This window comes from Nocardioides sp. P4_G10 (assembly GCF_056401175.1).
Genome location: NZ_JBFUJV010000001.1, coordinates 203,586 through 220,041, shown reverse-complemented (window position 1 = coordinate 220,041; position 16,456 = coordinate 203,586). Strand labels below are relative to the sequence as shown.

At 70.7% G+C, this 16,456-nt stretch carries 13 protein-coding genes; 5 read left to right on the top strand and 8 right to left on the bottom strand.

Annotated elements, in window-relative coordinates; genetic code table 11:
* Positions 1-27 precede the first annotated feature (27 nt).
* Together AC1DP1_RS01015 and AC1DP1_RS01010 are read right to left on the bottom strand one after the other, a co-directional pair.
* Positions 28-861: a sulfite exporter TauE/SafE family protein gene (locus tag AC1DP1_RS01015; RefSeq protein ID WP_477505255.1), complete on the bottom strand. Its 834-nt coding sequence runs from the start codon at positions 859-861 to the stop codon at positions 28-30.
* Positions 858-2,249, bottom strand: coding sequence for a rhodanese-like domain-containing protein (locus tag AC1DP1_RS01010; RefSeq protein WP_477505254.1), 1,392 nt, complete (start codon positions 2,247-2,249; stop codon positions 858-860). The genes AC1DP1_RS01015 and AC1DP1_RS01010 overlap by 4 nt, the downstream gene beginning before the upstream one ends.
* A gap of 101 nt (positions 2,250-2,350) precedes the next feature.
* Here AC1DP1_RS01010 and AC1DP1_RS01005 point away from each other — a divergent pair, with 101 nt between their 5' ends.
* Together AC1DP1_RS01005 and AC1DP1_RS01000 are read left to right on the top strand one after the other, a co-directional pair.
* The gene (locus AC1DP1_RS01005) at positions 2,351-2,617 is read left to right on the top strand and encodes a metal-sensitive transcriptional regulator (protein ID WP_191196449.1); all 267 of its coding nucleotides are present in this window, start codon (positions 2,351-2,353) and stop codon (positions 2,615-2,617) included.
* A 91-nt stretch (positions 2,618-2,708) separates the two neighbouring features.
* A complete protein-coding gene (locus tag AC1DP1_RS01000; RefSeq protein WP_477505253.1) occupies positions 2,709-3,839 on the top strand; it encodes an FUSC family protein in 1,131 nt (376 codons plus the stop codon).
* Positions 3,840-3,869: 30 nt separating this feature from the next.
* On the opposite strand, the gene AC1DP1_RS00995 is transcribed toward AC1DP1_RS01000, so the two are convergent.
* From AC1DP1_RS00995 to AC1DP1_RS00985, 3 genes are all read right to left on the bottom strand, one after another.
* Positions 3,870-4,775 carry a DUF4386 domain-containing protein gene (locus tag AC1DP1_RS00995; RefSeq protein WP_477505252.1) on the bottom strand — a complete coding sequence of 302 codons (906 nt, stop codon included), beginning with the start codon at positions 4,773-4,775 and terminating at the stop codon, positions 3,870-3,872.
* Positions 4,776-4,833: 58 nt separating this feature from the next.
* On the bottom strand, positions 4,834-5,064 hold the full coding sequence (locus tag AC1DP1_RS00990; RefSeq protein ID WP_477505251.1) for a hypothetical protein: 231 nt from the start codon (positions 5,062-5,064) through the stop codon (positions 4,834-4,836).
* Between the two features lie 130 nt (positions 5,065-5,194).
* Complete coding sequence (locus AC1DP1_RS00985) at positions 5,195-8,161, bottom strand: winged helix-turn-helix domain-containing protein (protein ID WP_477505250.1); 2,967 nt, start codon at positions 8,159-8,161, stop codon at positions 5,195-5,197.
* Here AC1DP1_RS00985 and AC1DP1_RS00980 point away from each other — a divergent pair.
* Positions 8,110-9,420, top strand: coding sequence for an MFS transporter (locus AC1DP1_RS00980; RefSeq protein ID WP_477505249.1), 1,311 nt, complete (start codon positions 8,110-8,112; stop codon positions 9,418-9,420). The two genes, AC1DP1_RS00985 and AC1DP1_RS00980, sit on opposite strands and share 52 nt — an antisense overlap.
* A 96-nt stretch (positions 9,421-9,516) precedes the next feature.
* Positions 9,517-9,897, top strand: coding sequence for a response regulator (locus AC1DP1_RS00975; RefSeq protein WP_477505248.1), 381 nt, complete (start codon positions 9,517-9,519; stop codon positions 9,895-9,897).
* Here AC1DP1_RS00975 and AC1DP1_RS00970 read toward each other — a convergent pair.
* From AC1DP1_RS00970 to AC1DP1_RS00960, 3 genes are all read right to left on the bottom strand, one after another.
* Positions 9,827-11,689, bottom strand: coding sequence for a sensor histidine kinase (locus AC1DP1_RS00970; protein WP_477505247.1), 1,863 nt, complete (start codon positions 11,687-11,689; stop codon positions 9,827-9,829). The two genes, AC1DP1_RS00975 and AC1DP1_RS00970, sit on opposite strands and share 71 nt — an antisense overlap.
* A 217-nt stretch (positions 11,690-11,906) precedes the next feature.
* A complete protein-coding gene (locus tag AC1DP1_RS00965) occupies positions 11,907-13,226 on the bottom strand; it encodes a sensor histidine kinase (protein ID WP_477505246.1) in 1,320 nt (439 codons plus the stop codon).
* Between the two features lie 90 nt (positions 13,227-13,316).
* Positions 13,317-13,985, bottom strand: a complete 669-nt coding sequence (locus AC1DP1_RS00960) for a response regulator transcription factor (protein ID WP_457184990.1) — start codon at positions 13,983-13,985, stop codon at positions 13,317-13,319.
* 139 nt (positions 13,986-14,124) lie between these two features.
* On the opposite strand from AC1DP1_RS00960, the gene AC1DP1_RS00955 reads away from it, so the two are divergent.
* On the top strand, positions 14,125-16,335 hold the full coding sequence (locus AC1DP1_RS00955) for an MMPL family transporter (protein WP_477505245.1): 2,211 nt from the start codon (positions 14,125-14,127) through the stop codon (positions 16,333-16,335).
* Positions 16,336-16,456 lie beyond the last annotated feature (121 nt).

Here is a 16,456-nt window from a genome sequence, read left to right as displayed (position 1 = left end):
CTCCTTGGGTGAGTGATGGGTGAGGGGTCAGACCAGGGCGGGCAGCGCCTGCGCGGCGACGTACGCCGCCACGGCGAGGACGAGCCCGGTGAAGGCTGCGGACAGCCGGGTGGTGTCGGTGCGTGCGGCGAGTCGGGCCCCGAGGACGGAGCCGGCCACCGCGGTGGTCGTGAGCGCGGCCACGAGGCGCCAGTCGGGCACGACGCCGACCCCGGCACGGGCGGCGAGGGCTGCCGTGCTGGTGATGGTGATGACGACCAGCGACGTGCCCGCGGCATAGCGCATGGGCAGCGCGAGGGCGAGGACGAGGGCGGGCACGACGAGGAAGCCGCCGCCCACGCCGAGGAACCCGGTGAGCATCCCCACGACGGTCGCCGTCACGAGCACCTTGAGGGCGCGGGGGCACTGGCACATGAAGGTGGGGCTGAACGTGATGATCGGGTCGTCGAGGCGCGGACGCTCGACCGGTGATGCGTGGTCCCCCCGGGATCGCTGGCGATTGCGCAGCAGACGGACCGTCATCAGCCCCGCGACCACCAGCATCAGTGCCGAGAAGGCGGCCAGGAGCACCGGCTCGGGGACCGCGGACGACAGGTGTGCCCCCGCCACGGCGCCGCCGATCGCGACCGTCCCGAACGTGATCCCTCGCGCCAGCAGCACGCTGCCGGCACGTCGGGCGGTGACGGCCCCCGCGAGGGAGGTCACGCCGACGACGACGAGCGACCCGGTGGTCGCCTGCGCGGGGGACTGGCCGAGCGTGAGCAGCACGGGGACGGCCAGGACGGAGCCACCGCCGCCGAGCGCACCCAGGCTGAGGCCGATGAGCGCGCCGGCGACGACGGCGAGGAGGAGCTCGATCACGTGTCAGGCCCCACGAGGTGCAGGCCCACCTGATCGGCATGGTCGAAGGAGTCGTCGATCGCGACCGGGGTGCGCCCGGCGGCGTCGAGCATCGAGGCGGCGACCGACGCGCGGTAGCCACCGGCGCAGTGCACCCACACCTCCCCGTCCGGCACCTCGCCGAGGCGGTCCCACAGCTCGTGCAGCGGGACGTTGACGGCACCGTCGATGCGCGCGGCGTGGTGCTCGTCTGTGCGGCGCACGTCGAGGACGACGACCTCGCGGTGGTGGCGCACCTGGGCGAGGTCGGTGAACGTCGCCGTCGCGAACGAGCTGGGCTCGCGGTCGCTCCAGTCCTCCGGGCCGCCGGTGGCGTGGGCTGCGGGGCGGTCGATCCCGATGCGGACCAGCTCGCGCTGCGCCTCGGCCACGTCCTGGGCGGTCGCGCCGAGGAGCGTGATCGGCGTGCCCCAGGTGACGAGCCAGCCGAGGTAGGTCGCGAAGCCGCCGTCCAGGCCGAAGTTGAGCGTTCCGGGGGCGTGGCCCGCGGCGAAGGCCGTGCGGTGGCGCAGGTCGACGACCCACTCCCCGGCCTCGATGCGCCGGCGCAGCTCGGTCGCGTCGGCGACCGCCGGGGGAGTCAGGTCGGGCTCGGCGGGGCCGGCGGCGTTGGCCGGCGCCATGTGCGCGTAGTAGGTCGGCCACGGGCCGAGCCCGGCCAGCAGCTCCTCGACATAGGTCTGCTCGCCCTGGGTGAGGACGGGGTTCGCCTGCTTCTCCCGGCCGATGGTCGACCTCGTGGCGTCGGACTGGGTGGCGGAGCAGAAGGAGCCGAAGCCGTGGGTGGGGTAGACCTCCGCCTCGTCGGGCAGCAGCTCGGCGAGCCGGTGGGCCGAGGCGTGCTGGTGGTGCACCAGCGCGTGGGTGTGCTCGGGACCGAGGAGGTCGGGGCGTCCGGTCGCGCCGTAGAGCAGCGACCCGCCGGAGAACACGCCGACGTGCTGGTCATCACCCTCGGCAGCTGCGTCGACGAGGAGGTAGGAGAGGTGGGTGAACGTGTGGCCGGGGGTCGCCAGCGCGGTGACGCGCATGCGTCCACCCACATCGACGACGTCCCCGTCCGCCACMGGGGTGCGGGCGAAGGTGACCTCGTCCTCGCCGTTGACGAGGTAGTGGGCACCGGTCCGCTCCGCGAGCGCGAGGCCGCCGGTGACGTAGTCGTTGTGGATGTGGGTCTCGAGGACGTGCGTCAGGCGTACGCCCTGCTGCTCGAGGAGGGTCAGCACGCGGTCGATGTCGCGCTGGGGGTCGACCACGAACGCCACCTCGCCGTCGTGCACGAGGTAGCTGCGGTCACCGAGCGTGGGCGTGTCGATCACGAGGACGGTGAGGTCGGTCGGGCGTGCCATACCGATACCCTAGGGGGTATCCACCACGAAACGCAAAACACCCCCGGGGGTATGCTGGGACCGCGGCACCCGCCGCCCGCCCAGCCCGACGAGGAGGACCGATGCAGCTCGATCCCGACCAGATGACGCCCGTCATCAACCGCATCAAGCGCGCACAGGGGCAGCTCGCCGGCGTGCTGCGGCTTCTCGAGGAGGGCCGCGACTGCGAGGACGTGGTCACCCAGCTGGCTGCGGTGTCCAAGGCGCTGGACCGCGCCGGCTTCGCGATCGTCGCCTCGGGACTGCAGCAGTGCCTCGCCGCCGGTGACGGCGACATCGACAGTCTCGACGTGAAGAAGATGGAGAAGCTCTTCCTGTCCCTGGCGTGAGGCCGTCGAGAGTCCCGCCCATAGGGGTTGTCCGGACTTGCACCTCCTCCCGACCTCCGTAGTGTCGATCGGTGAGGGAGAGGAGCACCGCATGAGGGCGAAGGTGTGGGAGAGATGGAGGGATCGAGTCGACGACAAGCTCGGTGACCCGATCTGGTGGAACGACGTCCTGCAGCTGGCCAAGACGGTGCTGGCGGCTGTCGCGGCGTGGGTCATCGCGGCGAGCGTGCTGGACCTGCAGCAGCCGTTCCTCGCACCGTGGGCGGCCCTGCTCGTGGTGCACGCCACCGTCTACCGGACGTTCTCCAAGGGCATGCAGCAGGTCGCTGCGACCGTCGTCGCGGTCCTGCTCGCCACCGTGGTGGGGGAGGCCTTCGGCCTGACCACCGGGGCGATCACGCTGCTGCTGGTGGTGGCACTGGTGCTGGGCGCCGTGCCGTGGCTGGGTGCGGAGGCCACGACGATCGCGACCACTGGGCTGGTGGTGCTCACCACCGGCTTCGAGGACGACGTCGTGCTCGTCGCGCGGCTCCTCGACACCGCGATCGGCGTGGCGGTCGGCCTGCTCGTCAACGTCCTCGTGTGGCCGCCGCTGCGCCGGCACACCGCGGCCAAGGCCCTGGACCGCGTCGACGACGGCATCGGCGAGCTCCTCACGGACATGGCCGGCGGTCTCGGGGACGGCTGCCAGGACGACGACGTCGACGCGTGGATCAACCGCACCCGAGACCTCGACGGCGACGTCGACCAGGCCTGGGCGCTCGTGCGGCAGGCCGAGGAGAGCGCCCGGATGAACCCCCGCCGCTCGGCGCGGGTGATGAAGAACCCCCGCGAGTGGCACGGACTGCTCCGCCGCATGGAGCAGGCCATCGCCGAGACCCGGAGCCTGGCGCGCACGCTCGGGAGCCAGCAGGCTCACCGTGAGACGTGGGGGGAGTCCTTCGCCGACCAGTGGATCTCGATGCTGGGCGACACGGGGCGGGCGACCAGCGCGGCGGATCCCGACGCGCTGCTCGCCGTACGCCGTCGGCTCGAGGTGCTCACCGAGGATCTCCGGTCCACCGAGCGCTCGCCCGAGTGGCCGGTCTACGGGGCGCTGATCATCAACCTGCGCAACATCATCGACGCCATGGACCGGGTCGCCGAGGCCAACCCGATCGGTCACGCCCGGGTGCCCATCCGGGTGCCGGCGCGGCGGGCCGGACATGCATCGAGCCCCTGACCGCGTCGCTGCAGTCAGGGGCTCGGTCCATCAGGGTGAGTAACGCGACGTGAACCCGCCATCGAGCCGGTCCTGGCCGCGTGGCCAGGAGTCACGCAATCCACCTGCGGATCCAAGCGGTCGTCGACGGCGGTGAAGTCGCCGTAGGTCTTGGTGACGCGGTCGACGGCGGTCATGGCTGCACCGATCCGGCGGCCTGCTCGGGGGTGCAGGCGTTGGGGGTCTTGAAGCCCTTGACGATGAGGTAGATGCCGAGGCCGAGCTCCCAGATGAACTCGGGCGCGGCGGAGAGCAGCTGGACGGTCCCGCCTGCTTGAGGCCGAGGACGGCAGCAGAGCCGGTGGCGATGATGAGCGGACCCCCGACCAGCCCGAACATGGACAGCCGACGCGGCACCAGACCGGTGCGCCACATCATCCAGCCGAGGATGCAGCCGTTGCCGACGCCGACGACGAACGCGGGGCCCAGGTTGAAGGTCCACTCCTGCATGGCGAGGAACCCGTTTCCGACCGCGGCCAGGCCGGCGGCGGACTGGTCGTCGGCCGCTGCGTAGTCCTGCCGCAGCGTGACGACGGTGAGGACGGCCAAGATGCCGACACCGATGAAGACGGACTCCATGATGCGGGCAGCGATGAAGCTGAGGCCGAGGTTCGGGTACCGGTGCTTGACGACCGTGTACAGCGCGGTGGCGGTGCCGATGTTGGCGATGATGAGGATGCACTCGGCGAACGCGCCCCACAGGACGCGGGAGTCCTCTCCGGGGCCGGTGACGTAGTTCCCGTCGAACAGCGGCGGGTAAAAGCCGACCTTGGCGGAGATCGAGGTGACGTAGGTGACGACGAACAGCCAGCCGACGATGGTCGCGGCACGGCGCGTCGGGTCGGGGGCCGTCTGGCGGGTGGTGGGGGACTTCGTGGTGCGCAGTGTGGTGGTCATCGGAATCTCCTGAGGTCAGCGGTGAGGTGTGGGGTTGGCCGTGCTGTGGATGGACGGCTCAGTCCGGTTCGGTGCGGGCGACCGAGACGAGCGGCAGCCCGATGTCGCGCAACTTGTGCAGCAGCCCGTGCAGGGCGGCCTGGTCGGTCACCAGGCCGCGCAGGACGGTCGTGCCGTCGTCGGGTTGGGACAAGGTGAGGCCGTCGAGCCAGGCGGACCAGCGGGCGTCCAGGCGTCCTTGGACACGGATCTCGTACCAGTCGCCCTCACGTTCGCTGCTCGTGTCCACCGTCGTCCCTTTCAAGGAGCGCAGTCCGGGGTGTTCTGCGCTGTCGATGTCCGGGAACGTAGGAGCCGAGGTGATGAGCGCGCGTCATCACAGGTGATGAGTGGGCTGATGAACTCTCCGGGTCCTGGGGTCAGAGGTTCAGCTGATGGCCACGTCGAACGGCTGCGCGCCGGTTGTTGACGCCGAGCTTGGCGTAGATGTGCTGGGTGTGGGTGCGTACCGTCGCCAAGGACACGTTCAGGTGTCGCGCGATCGAGGGGCCGTCCAGGTCTGAGGCCAGCAGTCGCAGCACGTCGTGCTCGCGGCTGCTCAGTGTCGCGACGAGGGCCAACGGCTCACCGGACGGTGCAACCACTGACACGTCGGCGGCAGTCGCGGCTGGTGGATGCTGCGCGTGCACCTGTGCCGCGGGCTGGCCGGCCGACGCGTCGACGGTGCGGGCGAAGGCGGACGCCGATCCAGGCAGGAGCGTGAGCAGCTGATGCACGCGAGGTCCATCGCCCATGAACGGACGAACCCAGTCGCGCGGCTGAGCCAGCTCGACGGCCAGCCGCAATCGGCGTACGGCTTCCTCGGTTCGGTCCGCCCGGTCGTGGGCGACCGCCTGGAGGACAAGGCTCTCGACCACCACCGCGGTCCGTCCACCAGTGTCGGCCGCCTGGTGCAGCCGTTCCAGCAGGTGGAGGGACTCCGACAGCTGGCTGTCGTCGTGGGTGTCGGCATGCTCGGCCAGCAGGAGGCGGGCCAGCGTGACGTGCTCGAACTCGCGCAGGTACGTGACCTCGTCGCTGGTAGCCACGCCCGCTGAGGTGGCCCAGCTGCGTGCGGCGGTGAGGTGCCCAGCGTGGATGTGGAGCCGGGCGCGGACGGCTGGGATCGGCCGCACGACGGGTGAGAAATCGCTGTCGAACAGGCGTTCAGCCTCGTGGAGCAGGATGTCCGCCGAGGCCAGGTCGCCCTGCGCTTCGCGGAGGTGGGCCATCGCCACCCGCCATCGGTACGGCTGCTGCGGGAGGCCGGCGGACTCGCCGAGGTCTGCGGCGCGGTTCAGGTCTTCCTCAGCGGCCGTGGTGTTGCCTCGTTCCCATTCCACGCGGCTCAGCGCCACCCACATGTCCGCGGTGCCGCGCAGGACCGCCTCGCTGCGAGTAGTGCCGCCGAGCTCCAAGCCACGACGGGCGGCGCGGTGAGCCTCGTCCAAGCGACCCAGCTGCAACTGCAGATCCACCAGCGTCACGATGCAGGCGAGCACGTCCGAGGTGTGCCCGGCGGCAGCCAGGCAGTCGGCTGAGGTCCTGTACGCCTCGAGCGCCGACGCCAGGTCTCCACCGGACCACGCGGCCAGACCCTTCAGGGCAGAAGCCGCACCAGCGGTCAGCTGGTCATCGGCGGGCGCTCGAGCGAGCGCGGTCTCGGCGTGGGTGATGGTCGCGTCGTGGTCTCCTGTCACCAGGGCGAGCCCTGCCCGGTGGGTCGCCAGCACCGCCGGCAACCTGCGCCACTCGGCCTGGTTCCGGATGACGAACGTGTCCGGCGCCGCATCGAGAGACGCTTCCAACGCGTCGAGCCGGGGCCCGACCCCGTTGAAGGAGCCGGTGGCCATGAGGGCGCCGATGAAGTCGTTCGCCAGGACCGGACGCTGGGCGAGCACATCGGGGGGAAGCTGGGCCAACCAGCTGCGCAGGGTCCCCTCAGCCCGGTGGCGACGCAGATCTGGTGCCGCGACTTCGATGAGGTCGGCTGCACGGTCGACGTCGTCGGCCGCGAACGCGTGACGGACCGCGGGTTCCAGGTGTCCGGCCTGCTCGTACCAGCCGCTGGCCCGGCGATGCAGCCCCGGCACGTCCTCGGGGCGCTCGGCGAGGAGCCGGGAGAGCAGCACGTCGGCGAACAGGTGGTGGTAGCGGTACCAGCGGCGTTGGTCGTCCAGCGGGATGAGCAGCAGGTTGCGTCGTTCGAGCGTCTCGAGGAAGCCGCGTCCGCCGGTTCCTGCGGTGACCGCGTCGCACAAGGCACCGCTCAGGTGATCCAGGACGGAGGTGTCCAGCAGAAAGCGGCGCAGGCCTGCCGGTTGCTGGTCGAGCACCTCGTCGACCAGGTAGTCCACGACGAACCTGTCATCCCCCGCGAAGGTTGCGATGAACGCCCCTGAGTCATCGTGCCCGTGCAGCGACAGGGCAGCGAGCTGCAGTGCGGCGACCCAGCCCTCGGTCCGCGACTCGAGTGCCTCTACGTCGGAGGCCGAGAGCCTGAGGTCGTGGACGGTGTTGAGGTAGGTCTCGGCCTCGTCGGTGGTGAAGCGAAGGTCGCTGGCGCGTATCTCGACGAGCTCGCCGCGCGCCCGCAGCCGGGGGAGCGGCAGGGCGGGGTCGGCGCGGGTGCTGATGATCAGGTGCAGCTGCGGTGGTCGATGGTCGAGGAGGAACGACAGGGTCTCGCCGACGTCGGGGGTGTCGGCGAGGTGGTAGTCGTCGAGGACCAAGGTCACGTCGTCCGGGCGGACACTGAGCTCGTTGATGAGCGAGGTGATGACGTCCGCGAGGACACCGTGACCGCCTTCCAGCTGACCCAGGGCGGCTGCGGCGCACCCCGGGCTCGCGACGTCGAGGGCCTGCAACGCGTAGGTCCAGAACCGGGCCGCGTCGCCATCACGTGTATCGAGCGACACCCAGGCCACCGACGTGCCATTCGGGCCTTCGGCGATCCGTTCCTGCACCGCTGCCGCCAGGAGCGTCGTCTTCCCGAACCCCGCAGGTGCTGACACGAGGACCAACGCTGCGTCGCGGCCGCGGTGGAGCGAGTGGCTGAGGCGGGGACGGGGGACGAGCGCGCGCCGAGGTCGCGGAAGCAGGAGCTTGGTCTGCACCAGAGCATCCACCACTGGCGCTCCCTCCTGGCGACGAGTCGTGCCGGTTGAAGCGTAAGGGGAGCACCGTCCACCCGTTGGTCTGTGGTCAATACCACCGCCGACTCGACTGCCGCGGCCGGCCGTGGTGGGACATGCTGGGTCACACCATCTGCCTCGGGCGACCGTACGGAGCACGCATGCCCGGCCCCGACCATGGCAGCGCTGATCGCGCTGCGAGCACCAGCCCACCCGGGGGCCGCCCTCCTCCGGCACAGGTCTGGTCGGCGCCAGAGCGGGTCGGATGGCGGTTCGTCACCCTGTACGCGCTCTCGTACACGGGCGGTTCGCTGCTGTTCCTGGCGCCGTTGTTGGTGTCCTTGGCCCTGAAGGTCAACGACCTCGTCGGCATCGAGGCCGCTCCCCGCAACCTGGCCATGGTCACCGGCATCGGGTCGTTGTTCTCCATCGTGGCCAACCCGCTGTTCGGGCGGCTCAGCGATCGCACCACCTCACGCGTCGGGATGCGACGCCCGTGGATGGTGACCGGGGTGGCTCTCGGAGCGGCCGGGACCCTGACCGTCGCCACCGCTACGAGCATGACGGTCGTGCTCGTCGGTTGGTGCGTGTGTCAGGTGTTCTTCAACGCCACCCTTGCCGCTCAGGCCGCCGTTCTGCCGGACCAGGTTCCGTCCGAGCAGCGGGGGATGGTCTCCGGGCTTCTCGGGTTGAGCGTGCCCGTGGCGTCGGTCGTCGGCACCTACCTCGTCCAGGCATTCAGTGGCTCGATGCTGCTCATGTTCCTCGCGCCGTGCGCCGTCGGAGGGGCCGCCGTCCTGCTGTTCGCGTGGCGGCTGCCAGACCGTCGACTCGATCCGCAGGACAAGCCTCCCTGGTCCTTGCGGCAGCTGGCCGGAACCTTCTACGTCAACCCTCGACGCAACCCTGACTTCGCATGGGCCTTCCTCAGCCGCTTCCTCTTCGTGATGGCCTACGCGTTCCTGGTGACCTACCAGGCCTACTACCTGCTGGCTGAGGTCGGCAGTGCGGAGTCCGATGTTCCGCGGCAGGTCTACCTCGGGACGGTCGTCCAGTCCCTCTGCCTTGTCGTCGTCGCACCTCTCGCGGGCCGCCTGTCGGACCGTGTGGGACGCCGGAAGCCGTTCGTGATGGCGGCGGCCGTCGTCTACGCCGCGGCGCTCGTGATCGTCGCCGCTTCGAGCAGCGTCGAGGGCTACCTCGTGGCCATGGCCGTTGGAGGGTCCGGCTTCGGCATGTACATGGCCGTCGACCTGGCCCTGGTGGTCGACGTGCTGACCGACCCGCTCAACGCCGCAAAGGATCTCGGCGTCCTCAACATCGCAGGGGCATTGCCCTTCGCCCTCGCGCCCGCCTTGGCGCCGGGACTGCTCGCCCTCGGTCACGACAGCTACTCCGTGCTGTACGCGGTAGCCGCCGCATGCGCCCTGGCCGCAGCGGTTGCGGTGCTACCCATCCGAAGGACGTCGTAGCCTTCCCGGGCGTGGGGCAGCCCACCTGTGGCTGTGTGGCTGGTCCCATCCCGTTCGGGTGTCGGGGCCACGACACTCGGGGTGGAGGTGGTTGCGATGGCGGCGGTGACTGTGGTGGTCGTCGACGACCAGATCACCTTCCTGCACGCCATGGCCACGGTGGTCGAGGAGACTCCCGGCTTCTGCGTCGTGGGGATGGCCTCCTCGGGGGAGGAGTCGCTCCTGGTGACGGACGCTCTGCGTCCGCACCTCGTGCTGATGGACGTCAACCTGCCCGGGATGGACGGGGTCGAGGCGACGCGACGTCTTCGCAGGACCACCCCGACGACCGTGGTGGTGCTGCTCTCGACCTACGACGACGACGCTGGTGAGGAGTTCGTCAACAACTCCGGCGCGGCGGCGTACGTCACCAAGTCGGCGTTCGGACCGGCTCGGCTTCGCGCGGTCTGGGCAGCTGCGGAGCGCCGCGGCGAATGAGCGGCAGCCAGGCGTCGAGCGCGACCCGGCCGCTCTCGACGTGCATCGACACGGTCCCGCCAGTGGCTTCGACGCGGTCGCGGATGTGACTGAGCGGAAGCGCCCCGTCCTCGTGACCAGTGACGACCACCCGTAGCCGATCGTCTTCCACGGACAAGGACACGACGACCGGTCCACCCATGTCCCGGACGGCCTCGGCGGCGCAGAAGTACGCCGCGGCCTCGACGCGCGGGTCGAAGCGCCGGCCGCTGGCCGAGTCCTCGACCGCCAGGCGATGGGTACCCGCAGTGCGCGTGAGCAGGGAGCCGACGGCTGTCGGAAGGCCGGATCGGGCGAGCTGGGCCGGGAACACGCCGCGGGTGATCTCGCGGAGCGCCTCGAGCGCGCTGTTGAGCGAAGCGACGAGCGGGTCGAGGTCCGTGGTGGCCGGCGTGGTTGCCGCGTCCGGCGCGACGGCGAGCTCGTGCAGGCGGTCCGCAAGGGGCTGCAGGTGCGGCATGACCTGTCGCGCGATGTCTCGTTCGAGCCGACGGCGTTCGGCGTCGCCGGCACTGATGAGGCGCACCCGGGAGCCCTCCAGCTCCTGGTTTCGCTGGCTGAGCTGTCTCACCTGGCCGGCGAGCTCGGCAGTCAGCCTGGCGTTGCGGAAGGCCAGTCCGGCTTGGTCGGCCAGGTCTGCGAGGAGGCCATGCTCCCGAGAACGTAGTGGCTGACCGGTCGGCATGGCGACGGAGATGGTGCCGAGACGCTCGGCCAGGTGAACCACCGGTACCTCCAGCTGCTCGGCTGTGAGGTCGGCGCCTGTGTGGACGGGCCAGGAGGCTGTGAGGTCGAGACCGGCGTCGACGTGGAGGACCACTGAGGCCCGGCGGGCACGAACTGCCCGGCCTGCGGCTTCGGCCACAGACGGAAGCAAGTCGATGGGGTCTGGACTCTCGCCGAGGCGGCGGCTGAAGTCCTCGAGAGCTTCGTAGGGTGCTGCCGCGGTACCGAAGGCCAGCCGGTCGGCGATCCGGACGACGCGGCTGCGCAGCGGCTGAAAGGCAATCGCCACGACGGCTGTTGCGAGCAGCGAGGGCCAGAAGCCGATGGTGCCGTCCACGACGAGCCCGACGGTGACCACGACGAGCACGTAGCCCACGGCCACCAGGGCAGTCGCCAGCATCACGGTCAAGGCTCGGCTGATGATGAGGTCGATCTCGAGAAGCCGGTGACGCAGAACCGCGACCGCCACGCAGACGGGAACCATCACCTGGGCCACTCGCAGCGGCAAGCCGGCCAACCACGTCCCTTCGACTCCGGTGATGCGCGGGACAGCCAGGATCACCACGACGCCGACGGCCAGCATCGCGGCCGCCGAGGCGATCCACAGCAGCTGACGGCGGACGTCGTCGCGGGAGCGACGCAGCCGGAGCAGCAGGGATACGGCCGAGGCGACCAGCCCGACCGCGACCAGCATCCAGCCCACGGTCAGCAGGGGTGCAGTGAGCGCGCGGGTGCTGTCTCGCTGGCCGTAGACGAAGTCGCCCGGAGGCGTCGAGAGCGTTCCGAGGGTGTGCAGCATCAACCCGGCCAGCGTGATCCCGACCGCCCATCTCCAGCGGGGCGACAAGAGGTGCCCGTCCGGTGCGAGAAGGAAGACCAGCACCAGCGCGGAGAAGGCCGGCCAGCCGAGCAGCGGCCCCGCCCACAGCGCCACGTGTCCCCAGGAATCTGGACCCGGACCGCCCCCGTCGAGCACCCAGACGCCGTACGCCTCGGCCGCCAACGTCACCGCGAGCAGGCTGGCCACGCACAGGAGCCAGCCGAGAGGGTGCCGGGGATGGCGCGACACGATGAGAGCGCCCATGAGGGCGCAGCCCAGGTTGGCGATCGGAGCCAACGGCCACCCGTGCTCCGCCCACGTGGACTCGCTCAACAAGGACCGGTGCGCCGCGGTGAAGACGGTGTCCAGGACGGTGGCGAGCACGGTGAGGGCGAACACGGCCCAGGCTGTTCGTACGAGCACGTCAGACCGCCTCGGGGGACACGAGCGCCGTGACGGTCGTACCGGTGCCTGCGAGCGACGCAACCGTCACGGTGCCACCGACCGCGTCCAGCCGGTCGCGCATGTTCGACAGGCCGGCGCCGGCGCCGTGCACGCTGTCAGGGTCGAAGCCGGTGCCGTCGTCGGTGACCGCCAGGTGGATCGTGTCCCGGTCGTCGATGAGGCGGACGGCCACTGCGGCCGCCCCCGAGTGCTTCGCGGCGTTCTGGACCGCCTCCATGCAGCAGAAGTACAAGGCGGCCTCGACCGCGGCCGGGAGTCGCCGGGTCCCGTCTGCCGTGACGGTCACGGGGATCGCACTCGCCGTGACGCCACTCAGCAGCGCCGGCACCAGACCCTTGTCGGAAAGCAGCCGGGGGTAGATCCCGCGGGACAACGACGACAGCGTCTCGATCGCTACCGTCGCGGCGTCCCCTTGCCGGGCGAGCAGGTCTGTCGCCCGTTCCGGGGCATGCTGCGTGAGCGTCTGCACCAGTCGCAGGTTGACCGCCAGGGCCACGAGGTGCTGCTGCGCGCCGTCGTGCAGGTCCCGCTCCAACCGTCGCCGCTCGGCGTCCTGGGCCCCGATGAGCCGCTCGCGCGACGCGGTGAGGTCGTCCTCGCGCTTCTCGAGGTCGCGGTGCTGCCGCTCCAGCTCGGCCCTCACGCCTGCCAACCGCAACATCAGCCCGGCCCGGCTCGCCAGCGCACCGAACAGCCGCTCCTCCACCGACGACAGCGGCAGGCCGGGGCGCTCCTGCAGGCGAAGCACGCCGAGCAGCTCCCCATCATGCGCCACAGCCAGCGCCCGCCGATCCGATCCGGTCGCGTCCCGGGCACCTGGTCGAGGCTCGGGAACGGTCGTCGCCTCGTCGGCGTCGCTCGGCCACGACGCCGCCAGCGTCGGCCGGCCCGAGACCACCAACCAGACCTGTGCCCACCGGGCTCCGGTGCCTTCGGCCAGCAGACGGGCCATCCGCACCGGCGGCTCCTCGCTGGAATCGCCGTCTGACGCGCCGTCCGAGAACCGGGTGAGGATGTCGTACGCCGCCGGAGCCCCGTCGCCGGGACCCCGCACCCACCTGTCCAGCGCGGCCTGGACAGGAGCGAGCAACAGCGCCACCACCACCGTCGCCGCCACCGAGAGGGCCAGGCTGGGGGAGTCGGTGTGACCGATGAGGGTGCCGCCGCCTCGCACGACGAGGACGTAGACGCCCACGACGAACCCGGTGAGGCCGAGCAGGACCACCAGTCGGCGCCCGCCACCTCTGGGCAGCCACGCAGCGCTGCGAACGGTCCTCATGGTGCAGTGTGCGCCTGATCTCCGGGGAGGGGGAGGGTCCAGGCCGAACCCCGGGAGTGGGGGTGGCCGCACCCCCGTCCCCAGGAGCGGTCAGCGGCGGGGACCCGACGCCTCGAGGTAGGCGAGGACGGCCATCACACGTCGATTGGTCTCGTGCTCCTCGGCCAGTCCGAGCTTCTGGAACACGCCACCGATGTGCTTCTCGACGGCACGGTCGCTCATGAACAAGGTCTTCGCGATGGTCGCGTTGTTGCGGCCCGTGGCCATGATCGCGAGAACTTCCCGCTCGCGGTCGGTGAGCCCCAGCAACGGACCGTCATCGGCTCGACGGGCGAGCAACGCCTCGACCACCAGCGGGTCGAGGACGGAACCGCCTCGAGCCACCTCTCGCAGTGCGCGGACCAGCTCGTCCAGATCGCTGACTCGCTCCTTGAGCAGGTAGCCCCGCCCGGCCACGCCATCGCTCAGCAGGTCGAAGGCGTAGTCCTCCTCGACGTACTGCGAGAGGACGACGACACCGACCTCGGGATGCTCGGCGTGGATCCGTCGTGCCGCCTCGATGCCCTCGTCCGTGTGCGTCGGAGGCATCCGGATGTCGGTGAGCACCGCGTCGGGTGAGTGGGTGGACACTGCGGCGAGGAGCTGCACGGCGTCGGCCACGACGTCGACGACCTCGATGTCCTCGGCCTCCGCCAGGAGCGCAGAGACACCCTCGCGGACCAGGTAGTTGTCGTCGGCGAAGACCACACGCAGCGCCATGCGCCGACTGTAGTGGTGGTGCTGGCCGTCAAGGGCCGTCGTGCTGGCCCCAGCAGCGCTGCCGTCTGCCCCATCGTGCTCCTCGCGTCGTCTTCGTAGCGTCGAGGAATCCCGAAACTTCCGACCTGAGGAGCCCGACATGTTGGTCAATCTCGCTGACTGGTGCTTCCGTCGTCGCCGCCTGGTCGTGCTCGCCTGGCTGGGTGCGCTCGCGGCGTCCTTCCTCCTCGCCGGGGCCTTCGGTGGAGACTTCCGCCAGGACTACCTGCAGCCCGGGTCCGAGTCCAGAGCCGCGGCGGACACCTTGCATGACAGCTTCCCCCAGCGCTCCGGCGACACCGTCCAGATCGTGCTGCACAGCGACGACGGCGTGTCGTCGCCCAACGTACGAGCCCGTGCGGACGAGGTGTTCGCCGACGTCGCAGAAGACGCCCACGTCGTCGGCATCGCCAGCCCGTTCGCCGCTGACATTGCGGCGCAGGTCTCGGAGGACGGCACCACGGCCTACGCCGACGTCGCCCTCGACATGACCGTCGACGAGTACACGCCGGCTCGAGCGGCGGCGTTGGTCGACCCCATTCTCGCCGCAGGTGACGACAGCCTCCAGGTCGAGGTCGGCGGCCCGGTCGCAGCACTCTCCCAGACAGCCCCCGTCGGCTCTGAGGTCATCGGGCTGATTGCGGCCGCGATCATCCTGCTGGTCACCTTCGGCTCCGTCGTGGCGATGGGGCTACCGCTGCTGACCGCCCTGTTCGGGCTCGGGATCGCGATGGCCCTCGGCGAGGTCCTCCGGCGGGTGGTCGACGTCCCCGCCTGGGCGCCGGCGACCGCGGCCATGGTTGCCCTGGGGGTGGGCATCGACTACGCCCTCCTCATCGTCACCCGCTACCGCAGCGGCCTCGCCGCCGGGCAGGACCCCCGAGGCGCCACCGCCACCGCGATGGGGACAGCCGGGCGCGCCGTCCTGTTCGCCGGGATCACGGTCGTGGTCTCGATGCTCGGCATCCTGCTGATGGGCCAGCCGGCCATGAACGGGTTCGCGTTCACCGTGGTGCTCGCGGTGCTGGTCACCGTCGCCGCATCGCTGACCCTGCTTCCGGCTGCGCTGGGATTCACCGGGCGCAGCATCGAACGCCTGCACGTGCCGTTCGTGAACAGGAACGCCCGCTCGTACGACGCCTCACGGTGGTTCCGGTGGAGCCGCTTCATCCAGCGCCGCCCGTGGATCGCGGCGACCGGTGGGCTGGCCGTGCTGCTGGCCCTGGCCGCGCCGTTCCTCGGGATCCGGTTCGGCTTCCCCGACGCCCAGAACGACGCGCCAACCTCGACCAGCCGGCGGGCCTACGACCTCCTCGCTGATGGCTTCGGGCCCGGCTTCGCGGCACCCATGGTGCTGACCGTGCAGGGCGGCACCGGCGACCTGCGGGCCTCGGCCGACGCACTGGGCGACACCCTGAGTCAGGTCGATGGCGTTGCGTACGTCGCCCCGGCCGGCCTCAACGACGCCGGAGACACGGCGGTGCTCACCCTGACGCCCACCACCTCGCCCCAGAGCCCAGCCACCGAACGCCTCGTCGACGCGCTTCGCCACGACGCCATCCCGGCCGCCGCGACAGCGACCGGACTGTCCGTCCATGTCGGTGGGATGGTGGCCGCCAACGTGGACTCCACCCGCTGGACCGGTGACCGGCTGCCGATCTTCTTCGGCGGAGTGCTGCTGATGTCCTACCTGCTGCTGGCGATGGTGTTCCGCTCAGTCCTGGTGCCGCTGAAGGCCGTGGTCATGAACCTGCTCGCGACGGCCGCCGCGTTCGGCGTGCTCGCGCTGGCCACCAGCGGCGGACCACTCGGAGACCTGGTCGGCATTCCCGAAGCGACCCCCGTGCCCATCCAGCTCCCGATCGGCATCTTCGCCATCCTGTTCGGGCTCTCCATGGACTACGAGGTGTTCCTGCTCTCGCGCATCAAGGAGGAGTACGACCGCACCGGCGACAACGCCCTCGCCGTGGCCGACGGGCTGGCCAAGTCGGCTCGGGTCATCACGGCCAGCGCAGCCGTGATGGTGACCGTGTTCTTCTCCTTCGTGCTCGGCGAGGCAGTGCTGACGAAGATGTTCGGCCTGGGCCTCGGAGCTGCCATCCTCATCGACGCGACCCTCGTCCGGCTCGTGCTCGTGCCCGCCACGATGGAGCTCCTCGGCGACCGCAACTGGTGGCTCCCGGGCTGGCTCGACCGGCTGCTGCCGCACCTCGACGTCGACGGCCGCGCCGCGAACAGCGACGAGACGTCCCTGCCCCAGCCGGCACCTCCCGCCGTGCCGGAGCCCGTAGGAAGCGGGGCCGCGCGATGATCACCGCCGAAGGCGTCACCACGAGATACCGAGGCACCACCGCTGTCGACGACGTCAGCTTCACGGGTGCTGGTGTGGGACGTGACGCCCACGCCTCTTCGTCTTCGACCAGGCACTCACC

Coding starts and splice junctions, on each gene's coding strand:
- AC1DP1_RS00960 (WP_457184990.1), bottom strand. CDS start 13,985: ATGGCGCTGCGTGTGGTCTTCGCCGACGACAACTACCTGGTCCGCGAG.
- AC1DP1_RS00975 (WP_477505248.1), top strand. CDS start 9,517: ATGGCGGCGGTGACTGTGGTGGTCGTCGACGACCAGATCACCTTCCTG.
- AC1DP1_RS01005 (WP_191196449.1), top strand. CDS start 2,351: ATGCAGCTCGATCCCGACCAGATGACGCCCGTCATCAACCGCATCAAG.
- AC1DP1_RS00980 (WP_477505249.1), top strand. CDS start 8,110: ATGCCCGGCCCCGACCATGGCAGCGCTGATCGCGCTGCGAGCACCAGC.
- AC1DP1_RS00955 (WP_477505245.1), top strand. CDS start 14,125: ATGTTGGTCAATCTCGCTGACTGGTGCTTCCGTCGTCGCCGCCTGGTC.
- AC1DP1_RS00965 (WP_477505246.1), bottom strand. CDS start 13,226: ATGAGGACCGTTCGCAGCGCTGCGTGGCTGCCCAGAGGTGGCGGGCGC.
- AC1DP1_RS00995 (WP_477505252.1), bottom strand. CDS start 4,775: ATGACCACCACACTGCGCACCACGAAGTCCCCCACCACCCGCCAGACG.
- AC1DP1_RS01000 (WP_477505253.1), top strand. CDS start 2,709: ATGAGGGCGAAGGTGTGGGAGAGATGGAGGGATCGAGTCGACGACAAG.